Origin of the sequence: Rhizobium sp. RHZ01 (genome assembly GCF_014851595.1) — a bacterium.
In the GTDB taxonomy this organism is placed as follows: domain Bacteria; phylum Pseudomonadota; class Alphaproteobacteria; order Rhizobiales; family Rhizobiaceae; genus Rhizobium; species Rhizobium altiplani.
Window position 1 is genome coordinate 1 of sequence record NZ_JACUZZ010000030.1, and the last position, 22,076, is coordinate 22,076.

General features: G+C 61.2%; 17 protein-coding genes. 12 read left to right on the top strand and 5 right to left on the bottom strand.

Annotation, left to right across the window (positions count from 1 at the left end; all coding sequences use genetic code 11):
* Window positions 1-116: 116 nt before the first annotated feature.
* The 8 genes from IB248_RS25205 (at window position 117) to IB248_RS25240 (ending at window position 11,490) form a co-directional block, all read left to right on the top strand.
* Window positions 117-1,652 (top strand): GMC family oxidoreductase, encoded by a 1,536-nt coding sequence (locus IB248_RS25205; protein WP_029792364.1) that lies wholly within the window; start codon window positions 117-119, stop codon window positions 1,650-1,652.
* Window positions 1,653-1,656: 4 nt separating this feature from the next.
* On the top strand, window positions 1,657-3,312 hold the full coding sequence (locus IB248_RS25210) for a GMC family oxidoreductase N-terminal domain-containing protein (protein ID WP_169683743.1): 1,656 nt from the start codon (window positions 1,657-1,659) through the stop codon (window positions 3,310-3,312).
* A gap of 95 nt (window positions 3,313-3,407) precedes the next feature.
* A complete protein-coding gene (locus IB248_RS25215) occupies window positions 3,408-4,577 on the top strand; it encodes a Gfo/Idh/MocA family oxidoreductase (protein ID WP_018858683.1) in 1,170 nt (389 codons plus the stop codon).
* A gap of 28 nt (window positions 4,578-4,605) precedes the next feature.
* On the top strand, window positions 4,606-6,687 hold the full coding sequence (locus IB248_RS25220; RefSeq protein WP_018858682.1) for an FAD-binding protein: 2,082 nt from the start codon (window positions 4,606-4,608) through the stop codon (window positions 6,685-6,687).
* 324 nt (window positions 6,688-7,011) lie between these two features.
* A complete protein-coding gene (locus IB248_RS25225) occupies window positions 7,012-7,527 on the top strand; it encodes a dihydrofolate reductase (protein WP_029792761.1) in 516 nt (171 codons plus the stop codon).
* Window positions 7,528-7,680: 153 nt separating this feature from the next.
* Window positions 7,681-8,772 (top strand): FtsH protease activity modulator HflK, encoded by a 1,092-nt coding sequence (hflK, locus tag IB248_RS25230; protein WP_018858680.1) that lies wholly within the window; start codon window positions 7,681-7,683, stop codon window positions 8,770-8,772.
* A gap of 3 nt (window positions 8,773-8,775) precedes the next feature.
* On the top strand, window positions 8,776-9,705 hold the full coding sequence (locus IB248_RS25235) for a protease modulator HflC (protein ID WP_018858679.1): 930 nt from the start codon (window positions 8,776-8,778) through the stop codon (window positions 9,703-9,705).
* A 189-nt stretch (window positions 9,706-9,894) separates the two neighbouring features.
* A complete protein-coding gene (locus IB248_RS25240) occupies window positions 9,895-11,490 on the top strand; it encodes a DegQ family serine endoprotease (protein WP_018858678.1) in 1,596 nt (531 codons plus the stop codon).
* Between the two features lie 109 nt (window positions 11,491-11,599).
* Here the strand turns inward: IB248_RS25240 and IB248_RS25245 are convergent, their stop codons facing one another.
* Entirely contained in the window at window positions 11,600-12,166 is a 567-nt protein-coding gene (locus IB248_RS25245; protein WP_018858677.1) for a GNAT family N-acetyltransferase, read from the bottom strand.
* The gene (serB, locus tag IB248_RS25250; RefSeq protein ID WP_169683744.1) at window positions 12,163-13,053 is read right to left on the bottom strand and encodes a phosphoserine phosphatase SerB; all 891 of its coding nucleotides are present in this window, start codon (window positions 13,051-13,053) and stop codon (window positions 12,163-12,165) included. The genes IB248_RS25245 and serB overlap by 4 nt, the downstream gene beginning before the upstream one ends.
* Here serB and miaA point away from each other — a divergent pair.
* Window positions 13,052-13,945, top strand: a complete 894-nt coding sequence (miaA, locus tag IB248_RS25255; RefSeq protein ID WP_169683758.1) for a tRNA (adenosine(37)-N6)-dimethylallyltransferase MiaA — start codon at window positions 13,052-13,054, stop codon at window positions 13,943-13,945. The two genes, serB and miaA, sit on opposite strands and share 2 nt — an antisense overlap.
* A gap of 17 nt (window positions 13,946-13,962) precedes the next feature.
* Here miaA and IB248_RS25260 read toward each other — a convergent pair whose 3' ends face one another.
* Complete coding sequence (locus tag IB248_RS25260; RefSeq protein ID WP_169683745.1) at window positions 13,963-16,044, bottom strand: ATP-binding protein; 2,082 nt, start codon at window positions 16,042-16,044, stop codon at window positions 13,963-13,965.
* Window positions 16,045-16,389: 345 nt separating this feature from the next.
* Here IB248_RS25260 and IB248_RS25265 point away from each other — a divergent pair, with 345 nt between their 5' ends.
* Both IB248_RS25265 and ilvN read left to right on the top strand, forming a co-directional pair.
* Entirely contained in the window at window positions 16,390-18,183 is a 1,794-nt protein-coding gene (locus IB248_RS25265) for an acetolactate synthase 3 large subunit (RefSeq protein ID WP_018858673.1), read from the top strand.
* 26 nt (window positions 18,184-18,209) lie between these two features.
* Entirely contained in the window at window positions 18,210-18,782 is a 573-nt protein-coding gene (gene ilvN / locus IB248_RS25270) for an acetolactate synthase small subunit (protein ID WP_018858672.1), read from the top strand.
* A 74-nt stretch (window positions 18,783-18,856) separates the two neighbouring features.
* Here the strand turns inward: ilvN and IB248_RS25275 are convergent, their stop codons facing one another.
* Window positions 18,857-19,834: a LysR family transcriptional regulator gene (locus tag IB248_RS25275; protein WP_192241858.1), complete on the bottom strand. Its 978-nt coding sequence runs from the start codon at window positions 19,832-19,834 to the stop codon at window positions 18,857-18,859.
* A gap of 85 nt (window positions 19,835-19,919) precedes the next feature.
* On the opposite strand from IB248_RS25275, the gene IB248_RS25280 reads away from it, so the two are divergent.
* Window positions 19,920-21,044 (top strand): alkene reductase, encoded by a 1,125-nt coding sequence (locus IB248_RS25280; protein WP_018858670.1) that lies wholly within the window; start codon window positions 19,920-19,922, stop codon window positions 21,042-21,044.
* Between the two features lie 54 nt (window positions 21,045-21,098).
* Here IB248_RS25280 and IB248_RS25285 read toward each other — a convergent pair whose 3' ends face one another.
* Window positions 21,099-21,947, bottom strand: coding sequence for an aldo/keto reductase (locus IB248_RS25285; RefSeq protein ID WP_018858669.1), 849 nt, complete (start codon window positions 21,945-21,947; stop codon window positions 21,099-21,101).
* Between the last annotated feature and the right edge of the window lie 129 nt (window positions 21,948-22,076).

A 22,076-nucleotide genomic window follows, 5' to 3' on the forward strand; every position in this document is an offset into this window, starting at 1 on the left:
CGCCCGCATCCAGGCCGGCCAGCACGCCCGCCTCGCCTTCAACCTCGACAAGGCCGTGTTCTTCGATCCGCAAAGCCAAACCCGCATCGCTTAAACCAGGAGCCAGGATTCCAAACATGAACAGCTCTCCTGATATCGTCATCATCGGCTCGGGCGTGGGCGGCTCCACGGTCGCCGCCGGACTGGCGGCGACTGGCGCCGATATCCTGGTCCTCGAAGCGGGTGATTTCATCGCCGATCGTCCTGAGAACCGGGATCAACGCGCGATCTTTCAGTGCGGCCATTTTCGGCCGAAGGAAACCTGGTACGAAGCCGACGGCACCGGCTTCAATCCGGGCAACTACTACAATGTCGGCGGCAACTCGAAATTCTACGGCGCCGTGCTCTCGCGCTATCGCCGGGAGGATTTCGAGGAGATGCAACATGGGGAAGGGGTGTCGCCCGCGTGGCCGTTTCCCTACGAGGTTTTGGAACCTTGGTACAGCCGCGCGGAAAGTCTGTACGAGGTTCGGGGAAATCTGGGAGATGACCCGACAGAGCCCGTTCACTCGGGCAACTACGCTTACCCACCGGTTCCCGACGAACCGCCGATTGCCGATGTCAGGGCGCGGCTGAAGGCCAAGGGCCTGCATCCGTTCTCGCTGCCATTGGGAGTGGATATCGACGCCTGGCTGTCGAAGGCGAGAACGCCCTGGGACGCGCATCCCAATTCCCGCGATGGAAAGATGGACGCCGAGACGGCTGCCCTCCTCAAGGCTCTGGAGTATCCGAACGTCCGCCTTGAGACGAACGCGAAGGTCACGAAGCTCGAGGCGGGCGAGAATGGCAGGATCGAGCGCGTCTATTACCGCAAGAACGGTGAGGACCTTACCGTTGCTCCGAAGCTCGTCATTCTCTCGGCGGGCGCCGTTCAGTCCGCTGTCCTGCTGTTGCGCTCGGCCGATGCGCGTCACAAGAATGGGCTCGCGAATTCCTCCGATCAGGTCGGGCGGAACTTCATGAATCATAATTCCTCGGCCGTGATCGCGGTTTCGCCCACCTACCGAAACACGTCGATTTACCAGAAGACGTTCGGATTCAACGATTTCTATCTGTCCGATGGAAGCGGCGGCCCGCCGTTGGGGAACGTGCAGTTGCTGGGCAGGATTTCGGCGAAGGTACTGAAGGGGTCGCTGCCCTGGGCTCCGGAATGGCTGTTGCACACCATGACAAGCCACGCGATCGACTTCTATGCGATGAGCGAGGACGTGCCGAACCCGGAAAGCCGTGTGATGGTCGACGGCGACCGCATCGTGCTGCAGTGGCAGCGAACGAATTGGGACGCGCATCTCGCGCTTGTCGCGAAGCTGAAGGCGGTACTCAAGTCGATTGGATTCCCGATCGTCCTTTCAAAGCCCTTCGACAAGCGCACGCCGTCGCACCAGTGCGGCACCGTCAGGATCGGGAATGACCCGGCGAACGCGCCGCTCGACCCATACTGCCGCGCCTATGATCACCGGAACCTCTTCGTCGTGGACGCCAGCTTCCTGCCGACGTCGGCTGCGGTAAATCCCGCACTCACGGTGGCGAGCCAGGCGCTGCGCGTGGCCGACCATATCGCATCGCAGGATTTGCAAGTCGGCCCATTGTTCTCTCGCATCCAACAGGATTAGCAAAATGCGTTTCGACTACATCATCACGGGAGCTGGTCCGGCCGGATGCGTGCTTGCAAACCGGCTGAGCGAAGACCCGAACGTCAAGGTGCTGCTGCTTGAAGCCGGCGGCGGCGATTGGAACCCGCTGTTCCACATGCCGGCGGGCTTCGCGAAGATGACGAAGGGCGTCGCCAGTTGGGGCTGGGAGACGGTTCCGCAGAAACACATGAACGGCAGGGTGCTGCGCTACACGCAGGCGAAGGTGATCGGCGGCGGTTCGTCGATCAACGCCCAGCTCTACACCCGCGGCAATGCGGCCGACTATGATCTCTGGGCAAGCGAAGACGGTTGCGAAGGCTGGGACTATCGCGCGATACTCCCTTACTTCAAGCGCGCTGAAGACAATCAGCGCTTCTCGGACGACTATCATTCCTATGGTGGTCCGCTCGGCGTATCCATGCCGGCCGCACCTCTGCCCATTTGCGACGCGTATATCCGCGCGGGGCAGGAGCTTGGTATTCCCTACAACCCCGACTTCAACGGCCGCCAGCAGGCGGGTATCGGCTTCTACCAGGTTACGCAGCGCGACCATCGCCGCTCCTCGGCATCCATGGCCTACATCTCGCCGATCAAGAATCGCAAGAACCTAAAGGTGCGCACCGGCGCGCGCGTCTCGCGCATCGTCCTGGAAGGCAATCGTGCCGTCGGCGTCGAGATAGCAAGCGGAAACGGTCCGGAGGTCATTCGCGCCGAGCGTGAAGTGCTTGTTTCCTCGGGCGCGATCGGTTCGCCGAAGCTGCTTCTTCAGTCGGGCGTTGGTCCTGCCGACCACCTGCGTGCCGTAGGTGTAAAGGTGCTCCATGATCTTCCGGGCGTTGGCGGCAACCTGCAGGATCACCTCGATCTCTTCGTCATCTCCGAATGCACCGGAGACCACACATATGACGGCGTCGCGAAGCTGCACCGCACCCTGTGGGCCGGGATGGAGTACGTGCTCTTCCGCACGGGGCCGGTGGCTTCATCTCTCTTCGAAACTGGCGGTTTCTGGTACGCCGATCCGGACGCCCGTTCGCCCGACATCCAGTTCCACCTCGGCCTGGGATCCGGCATCGAGGCTGGGGTCGAGCGCCTGAGGAACGCGGGCGTCACGCTCAACTCCGCGTATCTCCACCCGAGATCGCGCGGCACGGTCCGCCTGTCTTCGTCCGATCCCGCAGCGGCACCGCTGATCGATCCGAACTACTGGTCGGACCCGCGCGACAAGAAGATGTCGCTCGAGGGCCTGAAGATCGCTCGCGAGATCATGCAGCAGGCGGCGCTCAAGCCCTACGTTCTGGCTGAACGTCTTCCCGGTCCGAAGATCATGACCGATGAGCAGCTCATCGAGTATGGCTGCGCGAATGCCAAGACCGACCACCATCCCGTCGGCACTTGCAAGATGGGGACAGGCCCGGACGCCGTCGTCGGCCTCGATCTCAGGGTCCATGGTCTCGAGGGGCTGCGCGTCTGCGATTCCTCGGTCATGCCAAGGATTCCCTCGTGCAACACCAACGCTCCGACCATCATGGTTGGCGAAAAGGGATCGGATCTCATCCGCGGCCTGCCACCGCTTCCATCGACGATCTTCTCGTACGAGCGCAACGATACGCGTCCGAGGGCTCGGGCCGGCGTTCGGTAGGACGGCAAAACACGTCACGCCTGCGCGACAACGCGGAACAGTTGAAACAGCAGTGACCGGTCATGAACGGACCGGCTTTCAGGGGAGTTTTCATAATGGCCGAAGTCAGGGTAGCCGTGCTGGGCGGCTCCGGCTGGATGGGCAAGGTTCATACCATGGCCTACCAGACGTTTCCTCATTTCCTGGGGGTGTCCGGCGGGACCGCGCGCGTGGTCGCCATCGTCGAGGCCAATCCGAAGGCTGCGGAAGATCTTGCCAGACGAGCTCCCGGCGCCAAGATCCTGCAGGACTGGAAGCAGGCGGTAACCGACCCGGACGTCGATCTCATCGACATCTGCCTGCCCGACAGCCTGCACTACGAGGTGGCCAAAGCCGCCCTGATCGCAGGCAAGCACGTCTACTGCGAGAAGCCGTTGGCAAACACCGCCGCTGAGGCTCGCGAACTTGCCGACATCGCCAGGGAAAAGGGCGTCATCACCCGCGTTGGCCATGCGTTTCCTCGTAACCCAGTCCATGACCTCGCCAAGGAGATCATCGAGGCGGGCGAGATCGGCGAGATCAAGATGTTCAAGGGCTGCCAGCATGTAGACATGTATGGCGATCCCATGACGCCCTTCATGTGGCGCGCCGACGGAAAGCTTGCTCCGACGGGCATCGTCGGCGACACCGGGTCGCACATCTTCAGCTTCATGGAGTTTCTCGTCGGCCGCGTCAGCTCGCTGATTGCCGACAACCTGATCGTCACTCCCAAACGCCCTGTTGTCGAGGGGCTTGCCTACGGCGAACAGGTCAAGCTCAAGGGCGACGAGACGTGGGCTGACATCACCAATCCCGATGCCACGAACCTCCTTTGCCGCTTCGAGAATGGCGCAGCCGGTATCGTCGACTTCAGTCGTGTCGCCACTGGCCGCAAGTTCATGCAGACCTACGAAATCTACGGAACCAAGGGCAGCATCGCCTACACCTATGATGAGGTGAATCGGCTCCGCTTCTACACGAACGACGACCGCACCGGCCGGAGCGGATTTCGCGAAATCGACGTAGGCCCGGAAAACTCAACCTTCAGGGCATTCCTGCCGCTTCCGAACTTCGCACTCGGCTACAACGAGAGCAAGATCATCGAAGCCGCCGAGGTGGTGAAATCGATTACTACCAAGACTCCCATGTGGCCGACGTTCGAGGACGGCCATCACATCTGCCAGATCGTCGACGCGTGCATGGAGTCTTCGCGCCTGAGGCGCTGGGTCGACATCCCGCTTGTTTGATCGCACGAAGATCCCAAGGACCAGTCCAATGACCATCGATGTCCCGCAGCACATCCTCGACGCCCTGACTGACGTCGACATGCCTCGGTTGGCGCAGGAAGCCGCACCCTCGGAGACCATTCGGCTCGCGGGTATCGACGTGCCTGTCTACAGGGCGGGATGCGTCGTCGTTGGATCGGGGGCAGCGGGACTGCGGGCCGCCGTGGAGCTCAATCGCCGTGGAGACGACGTCGCAATCATGAGCCAAAGTGCATGGGGTGGGACCTCAGCCTGTTCCGGATCGGACAAGCAGACGCTCCATACGGCGAATACCGCGGATCAGGGCGACAATTACAAGGCGATGGCACGGGCGATCCGGGCCGGCGGCGCGATGGACGAGGACACGGCCTATGTCGAGGCCGTCGGATCGGGCCGAATGATGGCGTCCCTGCAGTTCCTTGGACTGCCGCTGCCGCAGGAGCCGCTCGGTGGCACCCTCCGCTATCAAACCGACCACGACGAAGTGGGAAGGGCAACGAGCTGCGGTCCGCGCACCTCGAGGCTCATGGTCAAGGTTCTGGCCGAGGAAGCCATCCGGCTCGACATCCCGTTCTATAACCATACGACCGCCGTCAAGATCCTGACGGAAGGCGAGCAGGGAAGCCGGCGGGTGGTCGGCGTTCTCGCCGTTCGGGCAAACGACCGGACCGAGACCAATCCGCTCGGCGTCGCGTTGTTCGCCACGGAGGTGATCGTCCTTGCCGCGGGCGGACCGGGCGAGCTCTACCGCGACAGCGTCTATCCGAACGGCTGTTTCGGTTCGCTTGGGCTGGCGCTCGAGGCAGGCGTCGACCTGGTGAACCTGACCGAGAGCCAGTTCGGCATTGGAACGCGCCGGGAAGGCTTTCCCTGGAACCTGTCTGGGACGTACGTCCAGGCCATACCGCACATCTATTCCGTCGATGCCGAGGGCACAGAGCATCACTTCCTCGCCGAATACTACCGGACCACGCAGGAACTGGCGTCGAACGTCTTCCGCAAGGGATACCAGTGGCCGTTCCACTCCACGAGGATGCTCGACTTCGGTTCGAGCCTCGTCGACCTCGCGATCTATCGCGAAACTGCGGCCGGTCGGCGCGTGTTCATGGACTTCAATCGGAACCCGCTCCCGGTGCCAGGCGACCTGCCTTTCGATCTCGAGCGCCTCGATGACGTTGTGAAGCGCTATCTTGGGAATGCGGCGGCGACCCAGGATCTGCCGATCCATCGTCTTCGCCATATGAACCCGCTCGCGATCGAACTTTATCGCCGCTACAAGGTCGATATTGCTGCAGCCCCGCTGGAGTTTGCCGTCAACAACCAGCACATGAATGGCGGCATCATGGTTGACACCTGGGGGCGCAGCAGTCTCGCGGGGTGCTACGCGGTCGGCGAGGCGGCGGGTACGCACGGAGTGACGAGACCAGGAGGCGCGGCCTTGAATGCGGGGCAGGTCTTTGGGACGCGCGTTGCCGAGCATATCGGCGCAAGTGGCAGGGCTAAGAAGGCTCTCTCGAGCGACCTGCGGGTTGTCGCAGGCGCCGGCATCTTCGAGCTGCTGGGGATGCTGAAGGGCGACAGGCCGCTGGCCGCAAAGGCAATCCGTACGGAAGTTCAGGCGCGGATGAGCGACAAGGCTGGCCTGATCTGCGACGGCGAAAGCGTGGCCTCGGCCTTGGTCGAGGCGCGGCGGCTCAATGCCGAAATTCGGGCCAAGGGCATTGCCTACGAGCGCGCTGCCGAGGCAGGGCGGGCACTTCAATGGCGGCAGATGGCGCTCGCCTCGGAAGCCGTGTTGGCCGCGTTGGATTATTTCATTCGAAACGGCGGCGGGAGCCGTGGTGCGCGCGCGATATGCGATACTACGGGAGAGTCGCTTCCGCTTTCCAATGCCGGCCCGCTGGAGGAGTTTCGCTTCCGGAAAGAGCGCGACGCCCATCGCGAGGAGCAGATCGTCGTCCGACTGGAAGGCGACGCGATGCGGATAGCCACTCGCCCAAACCGCAAGTTCGACGAGGGTGCCAAGTCGTTTTTCGAGCGCGACTGGCCGGCATGGCTGACGGGCCGCATCTACGACCTCGACACGGTTTGAGGAGAGCCCGGCGTTTGATGGCACAGGCTGCGATCAGGCTATTGCGTCCGAACAGCCGCCTAGGTGACTGGAACATTGATGTGAGCAATGGCGAGACCGATCACAATCGATACGATGCCATCCTAACTTCCTCGGGATATCCGGAGGAAAGTTTAGACCACGCCAACGATTTTATGACACTATCGAATCGATCCCGACACCTCCGAACGAAGGCTCAATCAAGTGTACCGAGTACCCAGAAAAAATAATGGCGCAGACGGTGCGCCCGGCCACGAAGCCGGCGCCGGCGCCAATGCGTCGATCGTGGCCTGATCGGAGAGCTTGATGTCAGAAATTCGAAAGACCATCGTGGTTGCCGTTTCCGAGAACGGCATCATCGGGCGGGACGGGGACATGCCATGGCGGCTATCCACGGATCTCAAGCGGTTCAAGGCTCTAACGCTCGGTAAGTCCGTCATCATGGGCCGGAAGACTTATGAATCGATCGGAAAACCGTTGCCGGGGCGGGCCAATGTCGTGATCTCCCGACAGGCCGCTGCAATAGACCATCCGGATGTGCGTATGGCCCGATCCCTGACCGAAGCCATCGGTCTTGCCGAGGACATTGCGAAACGGAGCGGCGAGGACGAAATCTGCATCATCGGCGGTGGGCAGATCTATACGCAGGCGCTCGATCTCGCCGATCGATTGTGCGTGACGCATGTCGAAACATCCGTTGACGGTGACACGTCGTTTCCCACGATTGACCCCACGCTTTGGAGGGCGACGGAGACGATTGAGGTGCCGGCAGGCGACAAGGATAGCTATCCCACGAAATTCGTGGTCTACGACAGGCGCTAAGCGCTGAAAACCAACTATTTTCCAATAAATATTGCCAAGTTCCTCATGCTGCGTTGAAAGCAGATGCGGCGATACCTATAACGGTCACGACTGCCTACGTCCGCCGCCCCCGTGGAGTAGGCGGTCGTGAGTTTAACGAATAACGAGGTTTTGATGCCCTGGAGCAATCAGAATGGCGGCGGCGGCCCTTGGGGCGGTGGCGGCGGTAACAATCAGGGACCATGGGGGCAAGGGCCTAATCGCCCGCGCGGTGGCGGCGGTGGCAAGGGCGGGCCGCCTGATCTCGAAGACATCATCAGGCGCGGCCAGGATCAGCTTCGTAACATAGTGCCCGGCGGGTTGAACGGTGGCGTCCTCGTCATTGCGGCGGCGATTCTTGTGGTGTTCTGGCTCTTCCAGTGCATCTACATCGTCCAGCCGGACGAGCGCGGCGTCGAATTGCGTTTCGGTCGTCCCAAGGAAGAGATTTCCACGCCTGGCCTGCACTTCCACCTGTGGCCGATGGAGACCGTCGAGATCGTCAAGGTGACGATGCAGCAGCAGAACATCGGCGCGGCATCGACGTCCGCCTCTTCGTCAAGCGGGCTGATGCTTTCCGGCGACCAGAACATCCTGAACGTCCAGTTCTCCGTGTTCTTCACGGTTAGCGATCCGAAGGCCTATCTCTTCAACGTCGAGAATCCGGCCGAGACCCTCCAGCAGGTCGCTGAGAGCGCCATGCGCGAAGTCGTTGGTCGCCGTCCGGCCCAGGACGCGTTCCGTGACAATCGTCAGCCGATCGAGACCGAAGTCGCCAACATCGTCCAGGGGACGATGGACCGTTACCGGGCTGGTATCTCCATCGGTGCCGTGACGATCCAGGACGTGGCGCCGCCACGCGAAGTTGCCGATGCCTTCGAAGAAGTGCAGCGCGCCGACCAGGACAAGCAGCGGCTCGTCGAAGAGGCCAATCAATACGCCAACCAGAAGCTCGGTCAGGCGCGCGGTGACGCGGCCCAGATCCGCGAAGCGGCAGCGGCCTACAAGGACCGCGTCGTCAAGGAGGCCGAAGGTGAGGCCCAGCGCTTCTCGTTCATTAACGAACAGTACGCGAAGGCGCCGGACGTAACCCGGACACGCCTTTTCCTCGAAACGATGGAGCAGGTTCTGAAGAACTCCAAGAAGGTCGTGATCGATGAGAAGCAGGGGGTTGTGCCCTATCTGCCGCTCAACGAGATCGGCAAACCGGCACAGCAGGGAGGTTGAGCCATGACATCGAACAGGCTTCCTCTCATCCTAGGCCTTCTCGCCGTCGTCTTGATCGCGCTCTATTCGTCGGTCTTCGTTGTGAACGCGCGCGAGCAGGCAATCGTGGTCCGCTTCGGTCAGATCCAGTCGGTGAAGACCGAGCCGGGCATATACTTCAAGCTGCCATTCGCCTTCATGGATGCCGATCGCGTCCAGATCGTCGAAAGGCAGGCCCTTCGCTTCGACCTTGACAACATTCGTGTCCAGGTTCGCGGTGGTGCGACCTTCGATGTCGATGCTTTCGTGGTCTATGACATCAGGGACGTGCGCAAGTTTCGCGAAACCGTGTCGGGCGATCGCGAGGCCGCGGAGGCGCGCCTTCGCACGCAGCTCGATTCCTCACTTCGCCGTGTCTACGGTCTGCGCGACTTCGATGCCGCGCTGTCGGAAGAGCGCGTGGCAATGATGCTCGAGGTGCGCGACGATCTGCATCGCGATGCCGAGGACCTGGGCCTCAACATTCAGGACGTTCGCATCCGCCGTACGGATCTGACGCGCGAAGTTGCGCCGAAGACCTATGACCGCATGCGCGCCGAGCGCCTTGCCGAAGCTGAACTCCTGCGCGCGCAGGGTACGGAAGAGGGCCAGCGTCGCCGGGCTATCGCAGACAGGCAGGTCGTTGAGATCACTGCCGAGGCGCAGCGCGATTCCGAGATCCTCCGCGGTCAAGGTGACGCCGAGCGCAACAGGTTGTTTGCGGATGCCTTCAGCAAGGATCCGGCATTCTTCGAGTTCTATCGTTCTATGGCCGCTTATTCCACGGCACTGACGTCGCAGGACACCACGCTGGTGATCTCTCCGAACTCGCAGTTCTTCCGCTTCTTCAACGACGCAAGCGGTGCGCCAAGAAACGCGCCACCGCCGGCGATGCCGACTGCACCGACGAACTGATCGGGGCATCGGAACCTGGAAAACCAAGTGCGGGCCGGCAGTTTTGCCGGCCCTTTTTTATGTTGCGATTGGATGGCGGCGGCGCCGCGAATAGATTGCACGGGATTTCGCGAAAAGGTGATTTCGCCCTCCATCATTCCGCCGTATGCTGGTGCTCAGAGTGCGTTTTATTTGAAATGAGGATGCTTGATGGCCCCGACGACCCGCCCGACCTTCAGACGATCGCTCGCTCTCCTGGCCGGCGCCGCACTTCTGGTCAATGTTGGTTTCACCGGCTCGGTGCAAGCTCAGGGCACCACACCGCCGCTGAACGGTCCGGCATCCGTTGCCGATCTCGCCGAAGGGCTTCTCAATGCCGTCGTGAACATTTCGACATCGCAGAATGTCAAGGACGATGAGGGCGTCGGCCCGGCGCCGCGCGCGCCCGACGGTTCACCGTTCCAGGAGTTCTTCAACGACTTCTTCAACAAGCAGAAGGGCAACAAGGGCGGCAACCACAACGTCAATTCGCTGGGTTCCGGCTTCGTCATCGATCCGCAAGGCTACATCGTCACGAACAACCACGTGATCGAGGGAGCAGACGACATCGAGGTCAATTTCGCCGACGGCACCAAGCTGAAGGCGAAGCTGATCGGGACCGATACGAAGACTGACCTTTCGGTTCTCAAGGTTGAGCCGAAGGCACCGCTGACGGCCGTCAAGTTCGGCGATTCCAGCGTGATGCGGATCGGCGACTGGGTCATGGCGATCGGCAATCCGTTCGGCTTCGGCGGATCGGTAACCGTGGGTATTATTTCGGGGCGTGGACGCAACATCAACGCCGGCCCCTACGACAATTTCATCCAGACGGATGCGGCGATCAACAAGGGCAATTCCGGCGGTCCGCTCTTCAACATGAAGGGCGAGGTCATCGGCATCAACACGGCGATCATTTCTCCGAGCGGCGGATCGATCGGTATCGGCTTCTCGGTGCCGTCGGAATTGGCTGCTGGCGTCGTCGAGCAGTTGCGCGAATTCGGCGAGACCCGCCGCGGCTGGCTCGGTGTGCGCATCCAGCCGGTGACCGACGATGTTGCCGATAGCCTCGGTCTCTCGAGCGCCAAGGGTGCGCTGGTTGCCGGCGTCATCAAGGGCGGGCCGGTCGATGACGGTTCGATCAAGGCGGGCGATGTCATCCTGAAATTCGACGGTAAACCGGTCAACGAGATGCGTGATCTGCCGCGCGTCGTGGCGGAAAGCCCTGTCGGTAAGGAAGTCGACGTCGTCGTTCTTCGCGATGGCAAGGAGCAGACCGTGAAGGTGAAGCTCGGTCGGCTTGAGGACAGCGATCAGGCTGCCTCCAACGATGCCGATCCGAACAAGGGTGGCATCATCAATCCGGATCCTGATGAGAACCAGGATATGGACGAGCCCGATGATCAGCAGAGCCAGCCGATGCCGGATGCCAAGGGCAAGGCGGATCAGGCAACGCCTGATGCAACGAACCCCAAGAACGTGCTCGGCCTCTCGCTTTCGCAGCTCAGCGCCGAGACGCGCAAGACCTTCGGGATCGCGGAAAGCGTTGACGGGGTGCTGGTTGCCGAGGTCGCGCCCGGCTCGCTGGCGGCGGAGAAGGGCCTGAAACCCGGCGATGTAATCGTTGAGGTGGCGCAGGAGTTCATGCGCTCGCCCGAGGCGGTTGCCGCGAAAGTGCAGTCGCTTAAGCAGGAAGGCCGGCGCAACGCACAGATGATGATCGCGTCGTCGAACGGTGACTTGCGCTTCGTCGCAGTGCCGATGGAATAGCAGGACGCAGCGCGGCCATCTTTTCACAAACTGCTGAGTGGTGCCTTCGCCGATGATCACAGTCGGCGCCGGGTCTTTCCGGGGTTTCCGTCGCGCACGACAATTGGCGTCAGCCGATTCCACGCTTCCATTGCTCACGGCTGATTGCATAAAGAACGTGGCGTTTCAGCTGCGGATGCGTGTCGGGAACCCTTGGATGGTCGAAATCGCGGGCGGGTTCGTGATGCAGGCCAAGTCGGCGCATGACGGCGGTGGAGCGATGATTGTCCGCCACCGCGAAAGAGACGATTTCGGGAGGATCGAACTCGGTGAAGCCACGCCGAAGGGCTGCCGCTCCCGCTTCCGTCGCATAGCCCTTGCCCCAATGTCTCTTCGCTAGACGCCAGCCCACCTCGATGGTGCCTGCCGGCAGGAAAGGCTCGAGTTCGGGTCGCCAGAGGCCGCAAAAGCCGATCGGCTCGTTGGTTTCCTTCAGAGCCGCTGCATAGAAGCCAAGACCTGTTTCGGCGATGGCATCGCGGATCGTATCCAGCATCGAATCTGCCTCGGTGCGGTCGCGACGGACGGCGAAGAATTCCATCACCTCGGGATCGGAATTGATCTCGTGGAAAAGCGGCCGATCCTCGTCAGTCCAATTGCGCAGAAGCAGGCGATCGGTCGTTAGGATCACTGTCATGGCGTTACGAAATCGGTCTTGCGGTAGCCCTGGATATAGAGGAGAGCGCTAAGGTCGCCGTGATTGATCTGTATTTTCGCCTGTGCGGCGACGGTCGGCTTGGCGTGCAGCGCGACGCCGGATCCGGCGAGTTGAAGCATGCCGAGATCGTTTGCACCGTCGCCGACGGCAAGGGCGTCCTTCGGTGAAATTCCCAGCTTTTCTGAAATGTCGTTCAGCGCATCGACCTTGGCTTGCTTGCCGAGGATAGGTTCGGCGACGTAGCCGGTGAGAACGCCGTTGTCTTCCAGAAGAACGTTCGCCCGGTTTTCATCGAAGCCGAGCGTCTTTGCGATGGGACCGGTGAAGACGGTAAAGCCGCCGGAGACCAGCGCCGTATAATGCCCCTTGGATTTCATGGTGGCGATCAGTCCGCGGCCACCTGGGGTCAGTGTGATGCGCTTGGCAATGACTTCATCCACGACCGATATCGGCAATCCCTTCAAGAGGGCGACACGCTCGCGAAGGGCAGGCTCGAAGGCAATCTCACCATTCATGGCTCGAGCGGTAATCGCGGCGACCCTTTCCTTCAGGCCGACTTCGGCGGCGAGTTCGTCGATGCATTCCTGGCCGATCATGGTGGAGTCCATATCGGCGATCAGCAGTCTCTTGCGGCGCGTCTCTGCGTCCTGGATGACAAGGTCGATCGCAGCGCTGCCGATGACGGCGAGAATGTTGGCGCGGGCGGCTTCCACGTCCGTCCCATCTCTCAGCGTGATATCGCAGGCAACGCCATCGGCAAGCCAGTATAGGCCGGAAGCATTCACGGCGTCGGATGCCTGCTCGGCAATGACAGGCGTGAGAACAGGATTTGACGGATTGGCAACAAGCGTGGCAACGAGAGCCATGATGGAAAACCTTCTAAGCGCAGTGAACGCGATCCTGATAACCGGGCCGACCGCCAGCGGCAAGTCCGCCTTGGCCGTCGAGTTTGCGAAACAGCATAATGGCGTCGTCATCAACGCCGACAGCATGCAGGTCTACGACACGCTTTGCGTGCTGACCGCGCGACCCTCGGACGAGGATATGCAAGGCGTGCCGCATTACCTCTACGGTCACGTCCCGGCGAAGCTGGCCTATTCGACGGGCGCTTGGCTGCGGGATGTCACCGAGCTTTTGCCGCGCCTTCATGCCGACGGGCGCAAACCAATCTTCGTGGGCGGAACGGGCCTCTACTTCAAGGCGCTGACCGGTGGGCTTTCGGATATGCCTGCAATACCGGAGGAGGTGCGAAACCGCCTTCGTTCGCGCTTGCAGGAGGAAGGACGCGACGAACTCTATCGGCAGCTGCGGGAGCGCGATCCATTGGTCGCCGAAAGTCTGCGCCCACAGGATGGGCAGCGGATCGTAAGAGCGCTGGAGGTCCTCGAGGCGACGGGTCGATCGATTGCCGATTTCCAGGCGCAGACCGGCCCTGTGATCGTCGATCCTTCGACTTCTCGCAAGATCGTCGTCGCACCTGATCGGGCCATCCTTCACCAGCGGATCAACGGTCGGTTCGAGAAGATGTTGGAGCAGGGGGCTGAGGACGAGGTGAAGACCCTGCTTTCGCTTTCGCTGCCGCCCGATATGCCGGTCATGAAGGCCATCGGCGTTTCGCAGATTGCGGCGATGTTGAGAGGCGAGCTTAGCCGCGACGAAGTGCTGGAGCGGGGGGCTGCGGCGACGCGGCAATACGCCAAGCGACAGATGACCTGGTTTCGCAACCAGATGGACGAAAGCTGGGAGCGCCTCCCGTAGAACCGCTCGGAGGTCGGCTATTCCTTGTTGTTCAGGCTGCTGAGCGGCTTTTTCAGGATGCTGTCACGAAGAGACACGCCAGGTTCCCGGCGGATGCCGCCCGTGGCAGTTGGTCTGTCACCTGGTCCGGAGGAAGGCTCTCCGCGCATTTCGCGCCTCAGGGCTTCGAGGCGGCTGTCGATAGATGTTTCCGATGCTGCGAGTGGTGCGGGCGACGCGGCGGCCGCAGCCTCGCGCGCAGAGCCCGCCCCCGGCAGCATATCGCGGCGATAGGGTTCGATCGGGGCCAGTGGCGGTGTTGTCGCTATGTTGGCCGACGGGTAGGAAGGGGCCGCTACCAATTCGTCGAAGTCGTCACCAAAGCTGTCTTCGTCTTCGTAGGTACCGCTGGGAGAGATGGCGGCCGAATAGCTTTGCTGGAATGCCGAGATGTCGGGACCGGCGACGGCACGCATGCGTGTCACGATCTTGCGCAGGTCGACGTTATCAGGATCCTCCTCGCTGACCTTGACGCTGGCGCCGTTCGCCTTGGGCAGGTACTGCACATCGACGCGCGAGAAGCGCATGCGCATCGGCACGCTGATGGCCTCGCCGAAGGCGATCGCTTCGCCGTTTCCGATCGAGGAGATGAAACTGGTCGTCGAGATCGACGAATTCGGGATGGCCGAGCGAATGATCTCCTGGTCCCGGTCATTGGCAAGGCGCATCGCAAAGAGGGTCGAGCACTGCGACAGGATCGTCTGGTCGAGTTCGCCGGGGCGCTGCGTGATGATCCCGAGCGATACGCCGTACTTGCGGCCTTCCTTGGCGATGCGGGCGATGGCCTGTCTTGTCGGGAAGAAGCCGAGATTCGGGTCGGACGGAATGTAACGGTGTGCCTCTTCGCAGACGACGAGCATGTGGATGGCGCCGTCGCTCCACAGCGCGATTTCGAAGGCCATACGGCAGAGGACCGAGGCAACCGAGTTCACGACTTCAGACGGGATGCCCGATAGCTGGAAGGTGCAGATCGGCCTGCTATCGCCGGGGATACGGAATATTTCCGCCACCGTCTCCATGATGGTGTCGCTGATCGTATTGCTTGAGAACATGAAGTGGTAGCGCGGATCGTTGATGGCGGCGACGATGCGCATCTTCAGCGATCTGAGTAGAGGCTTTTCGTCGCGACCCTCGAGCCTGCCGATGCGCTCGTCGATCAGCGCAAGCAGATCGGCCATGCGATAGGGAACAGGTGTATCAGCGGTAATCGAGCTTTTCTCGGTGGTGCGCCGCACGATCGAGTTGTCGCTGCCGCGAAAGCCGCGCTTGGCCTCCGGCAACAAGTCGCGCAGAATATCGACTTCCTCGGGGATGGGTGTTCGACCCCGGAAGACGACTTCCGCGAACTCTTCCAGTTTCATCAGCCAGAAGGGCAGATCGAGCGTGTCGGTGTCGATAACCACCGAATGTTTTGGGAAAGCGGCCGCGAATTCGTTGTGCGGGTCCAAGATCAGGACACGGAGCTTCGGGTCTGCCTCGATTGCCTTGTGCAGGAGCAGAGAGACGGCCGTCGACTTGCCGACGCCGGTCGATCCGACAATGGCGAAGTGCTTGGACAGCATCGAAGGAATATGAATCGCGGCATCGATGCTCTCGTCCTGAGTGAGCTTGCCGATGACCGCCGTCGTTCCGCTGCCGGCATCGTAGATCCGCATCAGGTCGCTCGCGCGAATGCGGTGGGCGATGGCGCCAAGATAGGGATAGCGCGAAATGCCGGTCGAGAACTGCTCGCGACCGTCCTCGTCGACGCGAACTTCGCCGAGCAACTCGGTCTCGATCTGGAAGTGGTTGTCTTTTCCTTCACCCCAGCTGTGACTGTCGGTGTTCATGGAGTAGACGATGGCGACCACACGATTTCGGCCAACGCTGATCGAAATCAGCTTTCCGACCGACCACAGTTCGGCAAGCTCCGTGCCCCCAGCTTCGGCGACGGCGGCGATGGTTGCGCGAGACCCGCTGCACGCAACAACGCGGCCGAGAAACCGGTTGCCCGGGGTCTGGTCATCGCGGCGGTCATGCTCGCCTGCCTTGCCTGACGTGTGCAAGTCCTTGTTCAGCAAAGGGCTACTCCCTGCGATAGTAAAGGAGGATATGAGCGAACGTTTAAGAAAGTCTTTTTGCGATAGGTGATCATTCCGGCACACGTTCGGCTGGTGCGATCGGGCTCGATTTTTTATTGCGGCATGCGTTGACGATGCGAAATTTTCTGTCTATCACTTCGCCCCATGAAAATCGCAGTAGCTCTTATCGTGGTGGGAAAGCGCATGGGCAGGATGGTGTAACCATCCGGCGATAGCCACCCATGCGCTAGATGACAGGCTCCCTCAGGGGCCTTTTTTTATGCCCGAAATTCGGGCTTCCGGACCACAGAACTCAAATCCCAGCAGTCAAAACGGAAAAGAAACATGACGGGCACGGACAATCAGGCAGCAGGCAATCGGATGACGGGAGCGGAGATCGTCCTCCAGGCGCTGAAGGACAACGGCGTCGAGCATATCTTCGGCTATCCGGGTGGCGCAGTGCTGCCGATCTACGACGAGATCTTCCAGCAGGACGAGATCAAGCACATTCTCGTCCGCCATGAGCAGGGCGCCGGCCATGCGGCCGAAGGCTATGCCCGCTCAACCGGCAAGGTCGGTGTCTTGCTTGTTACTTCCGGTCCGGGTGCGACGAATGCCGTCACGCCGCTGCAGGACGCCTTGATGGATTCGATCCCGCTCGTCTGCCTCACCGGCCAGGTTCCGACCTCGCTGATCGGTTCGGATGCCTTCCAGGAGGCCGATACGGTCGGCATCACGCGCCCTTGCACCAAGCACAACTGGCTGGTCAAGGACGTCAACGATCTCGCGGCGATCATTCACGAAGCCTTCCGCATCGCGCAGTCGGGCCGCCCGGGTCCCGTTCTCGTCGACATTCCGAAGGACGTCCAGTTTGCCACCGGTACTTATACGCCGCCTGCGGCCCATGCGATCCAGAAGAGCTACCAGCCGAAGATCCAGGGTGATCTCAACCAGATCCATGCGGCGGTCGAGATGATGGCGAGTGCACGGCGTCCGATCATCTACACCGGCGGCGGCGTCATCAACTCCGGCCCCGAGGCGACCAAGCTTCTGCGCGAGTTGGTCGAGCTGACGGATTTCCCGATCACCTCGACGCTGATGGGCCTCGGCGCCTATCCGGCATCAGGCAAGAACTGGCTGAAGATGCTCGGCATGCACGGCTCCTACGAGGCGAACATGGCGATGCATGACTGCGACGTTATGGTCTGTATCGGCGCCCGCTTCGACGACCGCATTACCGGCCGCATCACTGCCTTCTCACCGAACTCGAAGAAGATCCATATCGACATCGACCCGTCCTCTATCAACAAGAACGTTCGCGTCGATCTTGGCATTCGCGGCGATGTTGGAAGCGTTCTGGAAGACATGGTCCGCTTGTGGCGGGCTCTGCCGAAGAAGCCGGAGAAGAGCCAGATCGCCGATTGGTGGGCCGATATCACGCGCTGGCGGGCGCGCAACTCCTTCGCCTATACCAAGAACAACGATGTCATCATGCCGCAATATGCGCTGGAGCGCCTCTATGCGCTGACCAAGGATCGCGACACCTACATCACGACCGAAGTCGGCCAACACCAGATGTGGGCAGCGCAGTTCTATGGATTCGAGAAGCCGAACCGCTGGATGACTTCGGGCGGCCTCGGCACCATGGGCTACGGCCTGCCGGCAGCGCTCGGCGTGCAGATCGCGCATCCGGAAAGCCTCGTCATCGACATTGCCGGCGACGCCTCGATCCAGATGTGCATCCAGGAAATGTCGACGGCGATCCAGTACGAAGCGCCGATCAAGATCTTCATCATGAACAACCAGTACATGGGCATGGTTCGCCAGTGGCAGCAGTTGCTGCACGGCAATCGCTTGTCGAACTCCTATACGGAAGCGATGCCCGACTTCGTCAAGCTCGCCGAAGCCTACGGCGCCGTTGGCCTGCGTTGCGACAAGCCTGACGATCTGGACGGCGCAATCCAGGAAATGATCGACGTGAAGAAGCCGGTCATTTTCGATTGCCGTGTCGCCAATCTCGCCAATTGCTTCCCGATGATCCCGTCGGGAAAGGCTCACAACGAAATGCTGCTGCCGGACGAAGCCACGGACGAGGCGGTCGCCAATGCGATCGACGCCAAGGGCCGTCAGCTCGTTTGATATCAAGGTAGAGGAAACCCAAGACCATGAACGCACACCTTCAGCCGACGGGCTCTGCCTACTTCATCTCGCCCGAGACGGCGGCGGTCGAAAGCCATACGCTTTCGGTCCTCGTCGACAACGAGCCGGGCGTCCTTGCCCGCGTCATCGGCCTGTTCTCTGGCCGCGGCTACAACATCGAGAGCCTGACCGTCTCCGAAACCGAGCACCAGGCGCATCTGTCGCGTATTACCATCGTGACGCGCGGCACGCCCCATGTCCTCGAACAGATCAAGGCTCAACTTGAGCGCATCGTTCCTGTTCATCGGGTGGTCGATCTGACGGTACGCGCCCGCGAACTCGGCCAGGAGCGTCCGATCGAGCGCGAAGTGGCGCTCGTCAAGGTCATCGGTACGGGCGAGACCCGGGCCGAGACGCTCCGGCTCGCGGATGCCTTCCATGCGAAAGTGGTCGATGCCACGGTCGATCACTTCATCCTGGAGATCACCGGCAAGTCCTCGAAGATCGACCAGTTCGTCTCGATCATGAAGCCGCTCGGCCTCATCGAGGTTTGCCGCACCGGTATTGCCGCGATGAACCGCGGCCAGCAGGGGATGTAAGCCAATACAAGTACCGGACGCCAGGGCGCCCGGTACTTCTCCCATTCCGGCAATCCGGTGACAATCCGAGCGATCTATTCGGCGGCGACCAAGGCGATATCGGATCCTGCATTCGCCTGAAGGACCTTGGCGCGGACAGGCTCGAGCGCCGCAAGGACCTGTTGGCGTAGCCAGACGTGCCCGGCGTTGCGGTCGGACGAGGTGTGCCATCCAAGCGAGATGTCATAGGGCGGGATGTCCACCGGTCCTGGGCTGATGGCGAGGCCGAACACCGGCGCCCAGGCACGGGCGAAGCTTGCTGGCACGGCGGCAAGTACGTGCGTATCCCGAACCAGGATCGGCAGCGTGAAGAGGTGCGGCGTCGTCACTGCTGCGCATCGTTTCAATCCACGCTCAGCTAGCACTTCGTCCACAAGGCGGCAGCGGCCGTCCTTGCTGACGATCACGGCCTGCGGGGTCGCGAGAAAAGTCTCGAGGTCGATCATGCCGGAGCGGCCGGTTGTCTCGGGATTGCTGAGGATGACATAACGCTCGGACCAGAGCTTGCGGCGTTTATGGAGTTCGTTGCCGGTTTCCACCTTGCCGATCGCGAGGTCGATCTCGCCGCTGTCCAGTAGATCCGCGGGATAATCCTGGTCGAGCGACCGTATCACGAAATTGACATGTGGCGCCTGCTCGCGAACGGAAGCGAGAAGCGGCGGCATCAACAGGCTTTCGAGATAGTCGGTCATTCCGAGCGTGAAGGTTCGCTCGTCCGTTGCCGGGTCGAATTGCTCCGGCTCGATCAGGCGGGACTGGATCGTGCACAGGATGCCGCTGACGGTCTCCGCGAGTTCCTGCGCCCGTGGCGTTGGTTCGATCCCACGCGCCGAGCGAACAAACAGTTCATCCGATAGAAGCGCGCGCAGGCGGCCGAGATTGTGGCTCAAGGCGGATTGGGATGTGCCGATACGCTGCGCCGCCCGCGTGACGTTGCGCTCGCTCATCAGGGCATCAAAGGCAACCAGCAGGTTCAGGTCGAACTTCAATATATGAGCGTGATCGATCGACATCATGATTTCCATCTGTTGGATTTCTGAATGCGGCAGAGATATCTGTTTGGTCGATGATAATCAACCGAATTGAGGAATTGCGCTCATGAAGTCTCTCTTTGAAGTCTACGACCTTCGCGGCCAGAAGCTTCGTAACCGTGTCGTCATGGCTCCGATGACCCGGGCCAGGGCGAAGGACGGTATCGCCGACGAGCAGACCGCCCAGTATTATCGCCAGCGCGCCGGCGCCGGTCTGATCGTTTCCGAGGGAACGCCGATCTCGCAAGAGGGAACGGGTTTCGCCTTTATCCCCGGCATCTGGTCGGACGATCAGGTTCGCGGCTGGCAGGGCGTGACGAAGGCCGTGCACGAGGAAGGCGGGAAGATCTTTGCGCAGATCTGGCACGTCGGCCGCATGTCGCATACCTCTCTTCAGCCGGCTGGCGGCCAGCCGGTCAGTTCCAGCGCCAAGCCGGCGCGCGACGATAAGAGCACGGCCTACGCGTTCAACGACGAAGGTGTTGCCGGTTTCGTTGAAGCCAGCGTGCCGCGACCGCTTGGGACTGACGAGGTCGCAAGGGTCGTAAACGACTTTGCGAATGCTGCGGCCAATGCCGTTGCCGCCGGATTTGACGGCGTCGAGATCCACGGTGCCAACGGTTATCTCCTGGAGCAGTTTCTCAATACTCTGATCAACGACCGCACCGACCGATATGGCGCAGGCAACGTCGAAGACAGGACGCGCTTCGTGCTGGAGATTGTCGACGCGGTGGTGGCGCGGATTGGTGCCGAGAAGGTCGGTATCCGGCTTTCGCCGTTCGGCAAGCTGTTCGACATGCCGCACCATCCTTTGATCGAGGAAACCTACCTGCATCTTGCGACTGCGCTTGCTGAACGCAAACTTGCCTATGTGCATCTGAAGGATCAGGGGCTTGCCAGCGCTCCGGCTCTTTCGAGGGATTTTCTGCGCAAGTTCCGCGAGAGCTATTCGGGCACGCTTATTCTTGCCGGTTCTCTCGACAAGCGCCGTGCAGAGCAGTTCCTGCAGGACGGCCTTATTGATCTCGCTGCTTTCGGCCAGCCGTTCATCGCAAATCCCGATCTGGTCGAGCGATTGCGGCGGGACCTGCCGTTGGCGACGCCGAACCGTGAGACGTACTACGGCGGTGGCGCCGAAGGGTACACTGATTATCCGGTATATGGGGGTAGCCCCGACATAAAAGCCGCCTGATCGCGGCCCTTGCCGGCACTAGTGCCAACCCGCGCCATCAAAATCCGCTGGAGATCAGAGCATCTCCAGCGGCCTTTTTCTTGCCGGAGGCGGGAAAGCGGCATCGAGCGCCGCCCAGTCCTCGTCGGTAATGTCGAGCGAGACTGCGTCCCGGTTTTCGGCGGCGCGGGCAGCGTTCGACGTTTTCGGGATGACGATCACGCCGTCGCGTTCCAGCAGGAAGGCAAGTGCCACCTGCGCCGGCGTTGCCTGATAGGCCTTGGCGACGCGGATCAGTTCCGGATGATGCAGAATGCGCCCCTGTTCGATCGGTGAATAGGCCATGATCGGGATCCGACGTTCCTGACACCAGGGCAGCAGATCATATTCAACGCCTCGGCGTGACAGGTTGTAGAGAACCTGGTTGGCTGCGACGTTCCCTCCGGCGGGAACGGTCCGCAGTTCCTCCATGTCGTCAGCATCGAAGTTGGAAACACCCCAGGCGCCGATCTTGCCGGATGCTTTCAGTTCCTCGAAAGCCTGGACGGTAGCAGCGAGCGGATGGTCGCCGCGCCAGTGAAGCAGATAGAGATCGATCCGATCCGTGCCGAGACGCGATAGGCTACGTTCGCAGGCTGCGATCGTTCCCGTCCGGGTGGCGTTCCAAGGATACACCTTGCTGACGAGAAACACCTCATCCCGTCTGCCCCGGATCGCCTCGCCAACGATCTTCTCCGCGCCGCCGTCGGCATACATTTCCGCGGTATCGATCAGCGTCATCCCGAGATCGAGGCCTGCGCGCAGGCTTTCGATCTCGCTCCTGGCCTCGGAAGATCTCTCTCCCATGTTCCAGGTGCCCTGGCCGATGGCTGGAACCTCTGCACCATTGGGAAAGCTGATGGTTGGGATGGCGTCGTCTCGCATGATGGTCGTTCCGGTTTTCGAAGAAGATTGGGAGGCGCGCCAATCTTTCAACCAATCGTGTCACCATGACAATGATAGCATGGAGCGGTGGATTTAGGTCAGTTAGATTGACCTAAATCGAAAAGTCCC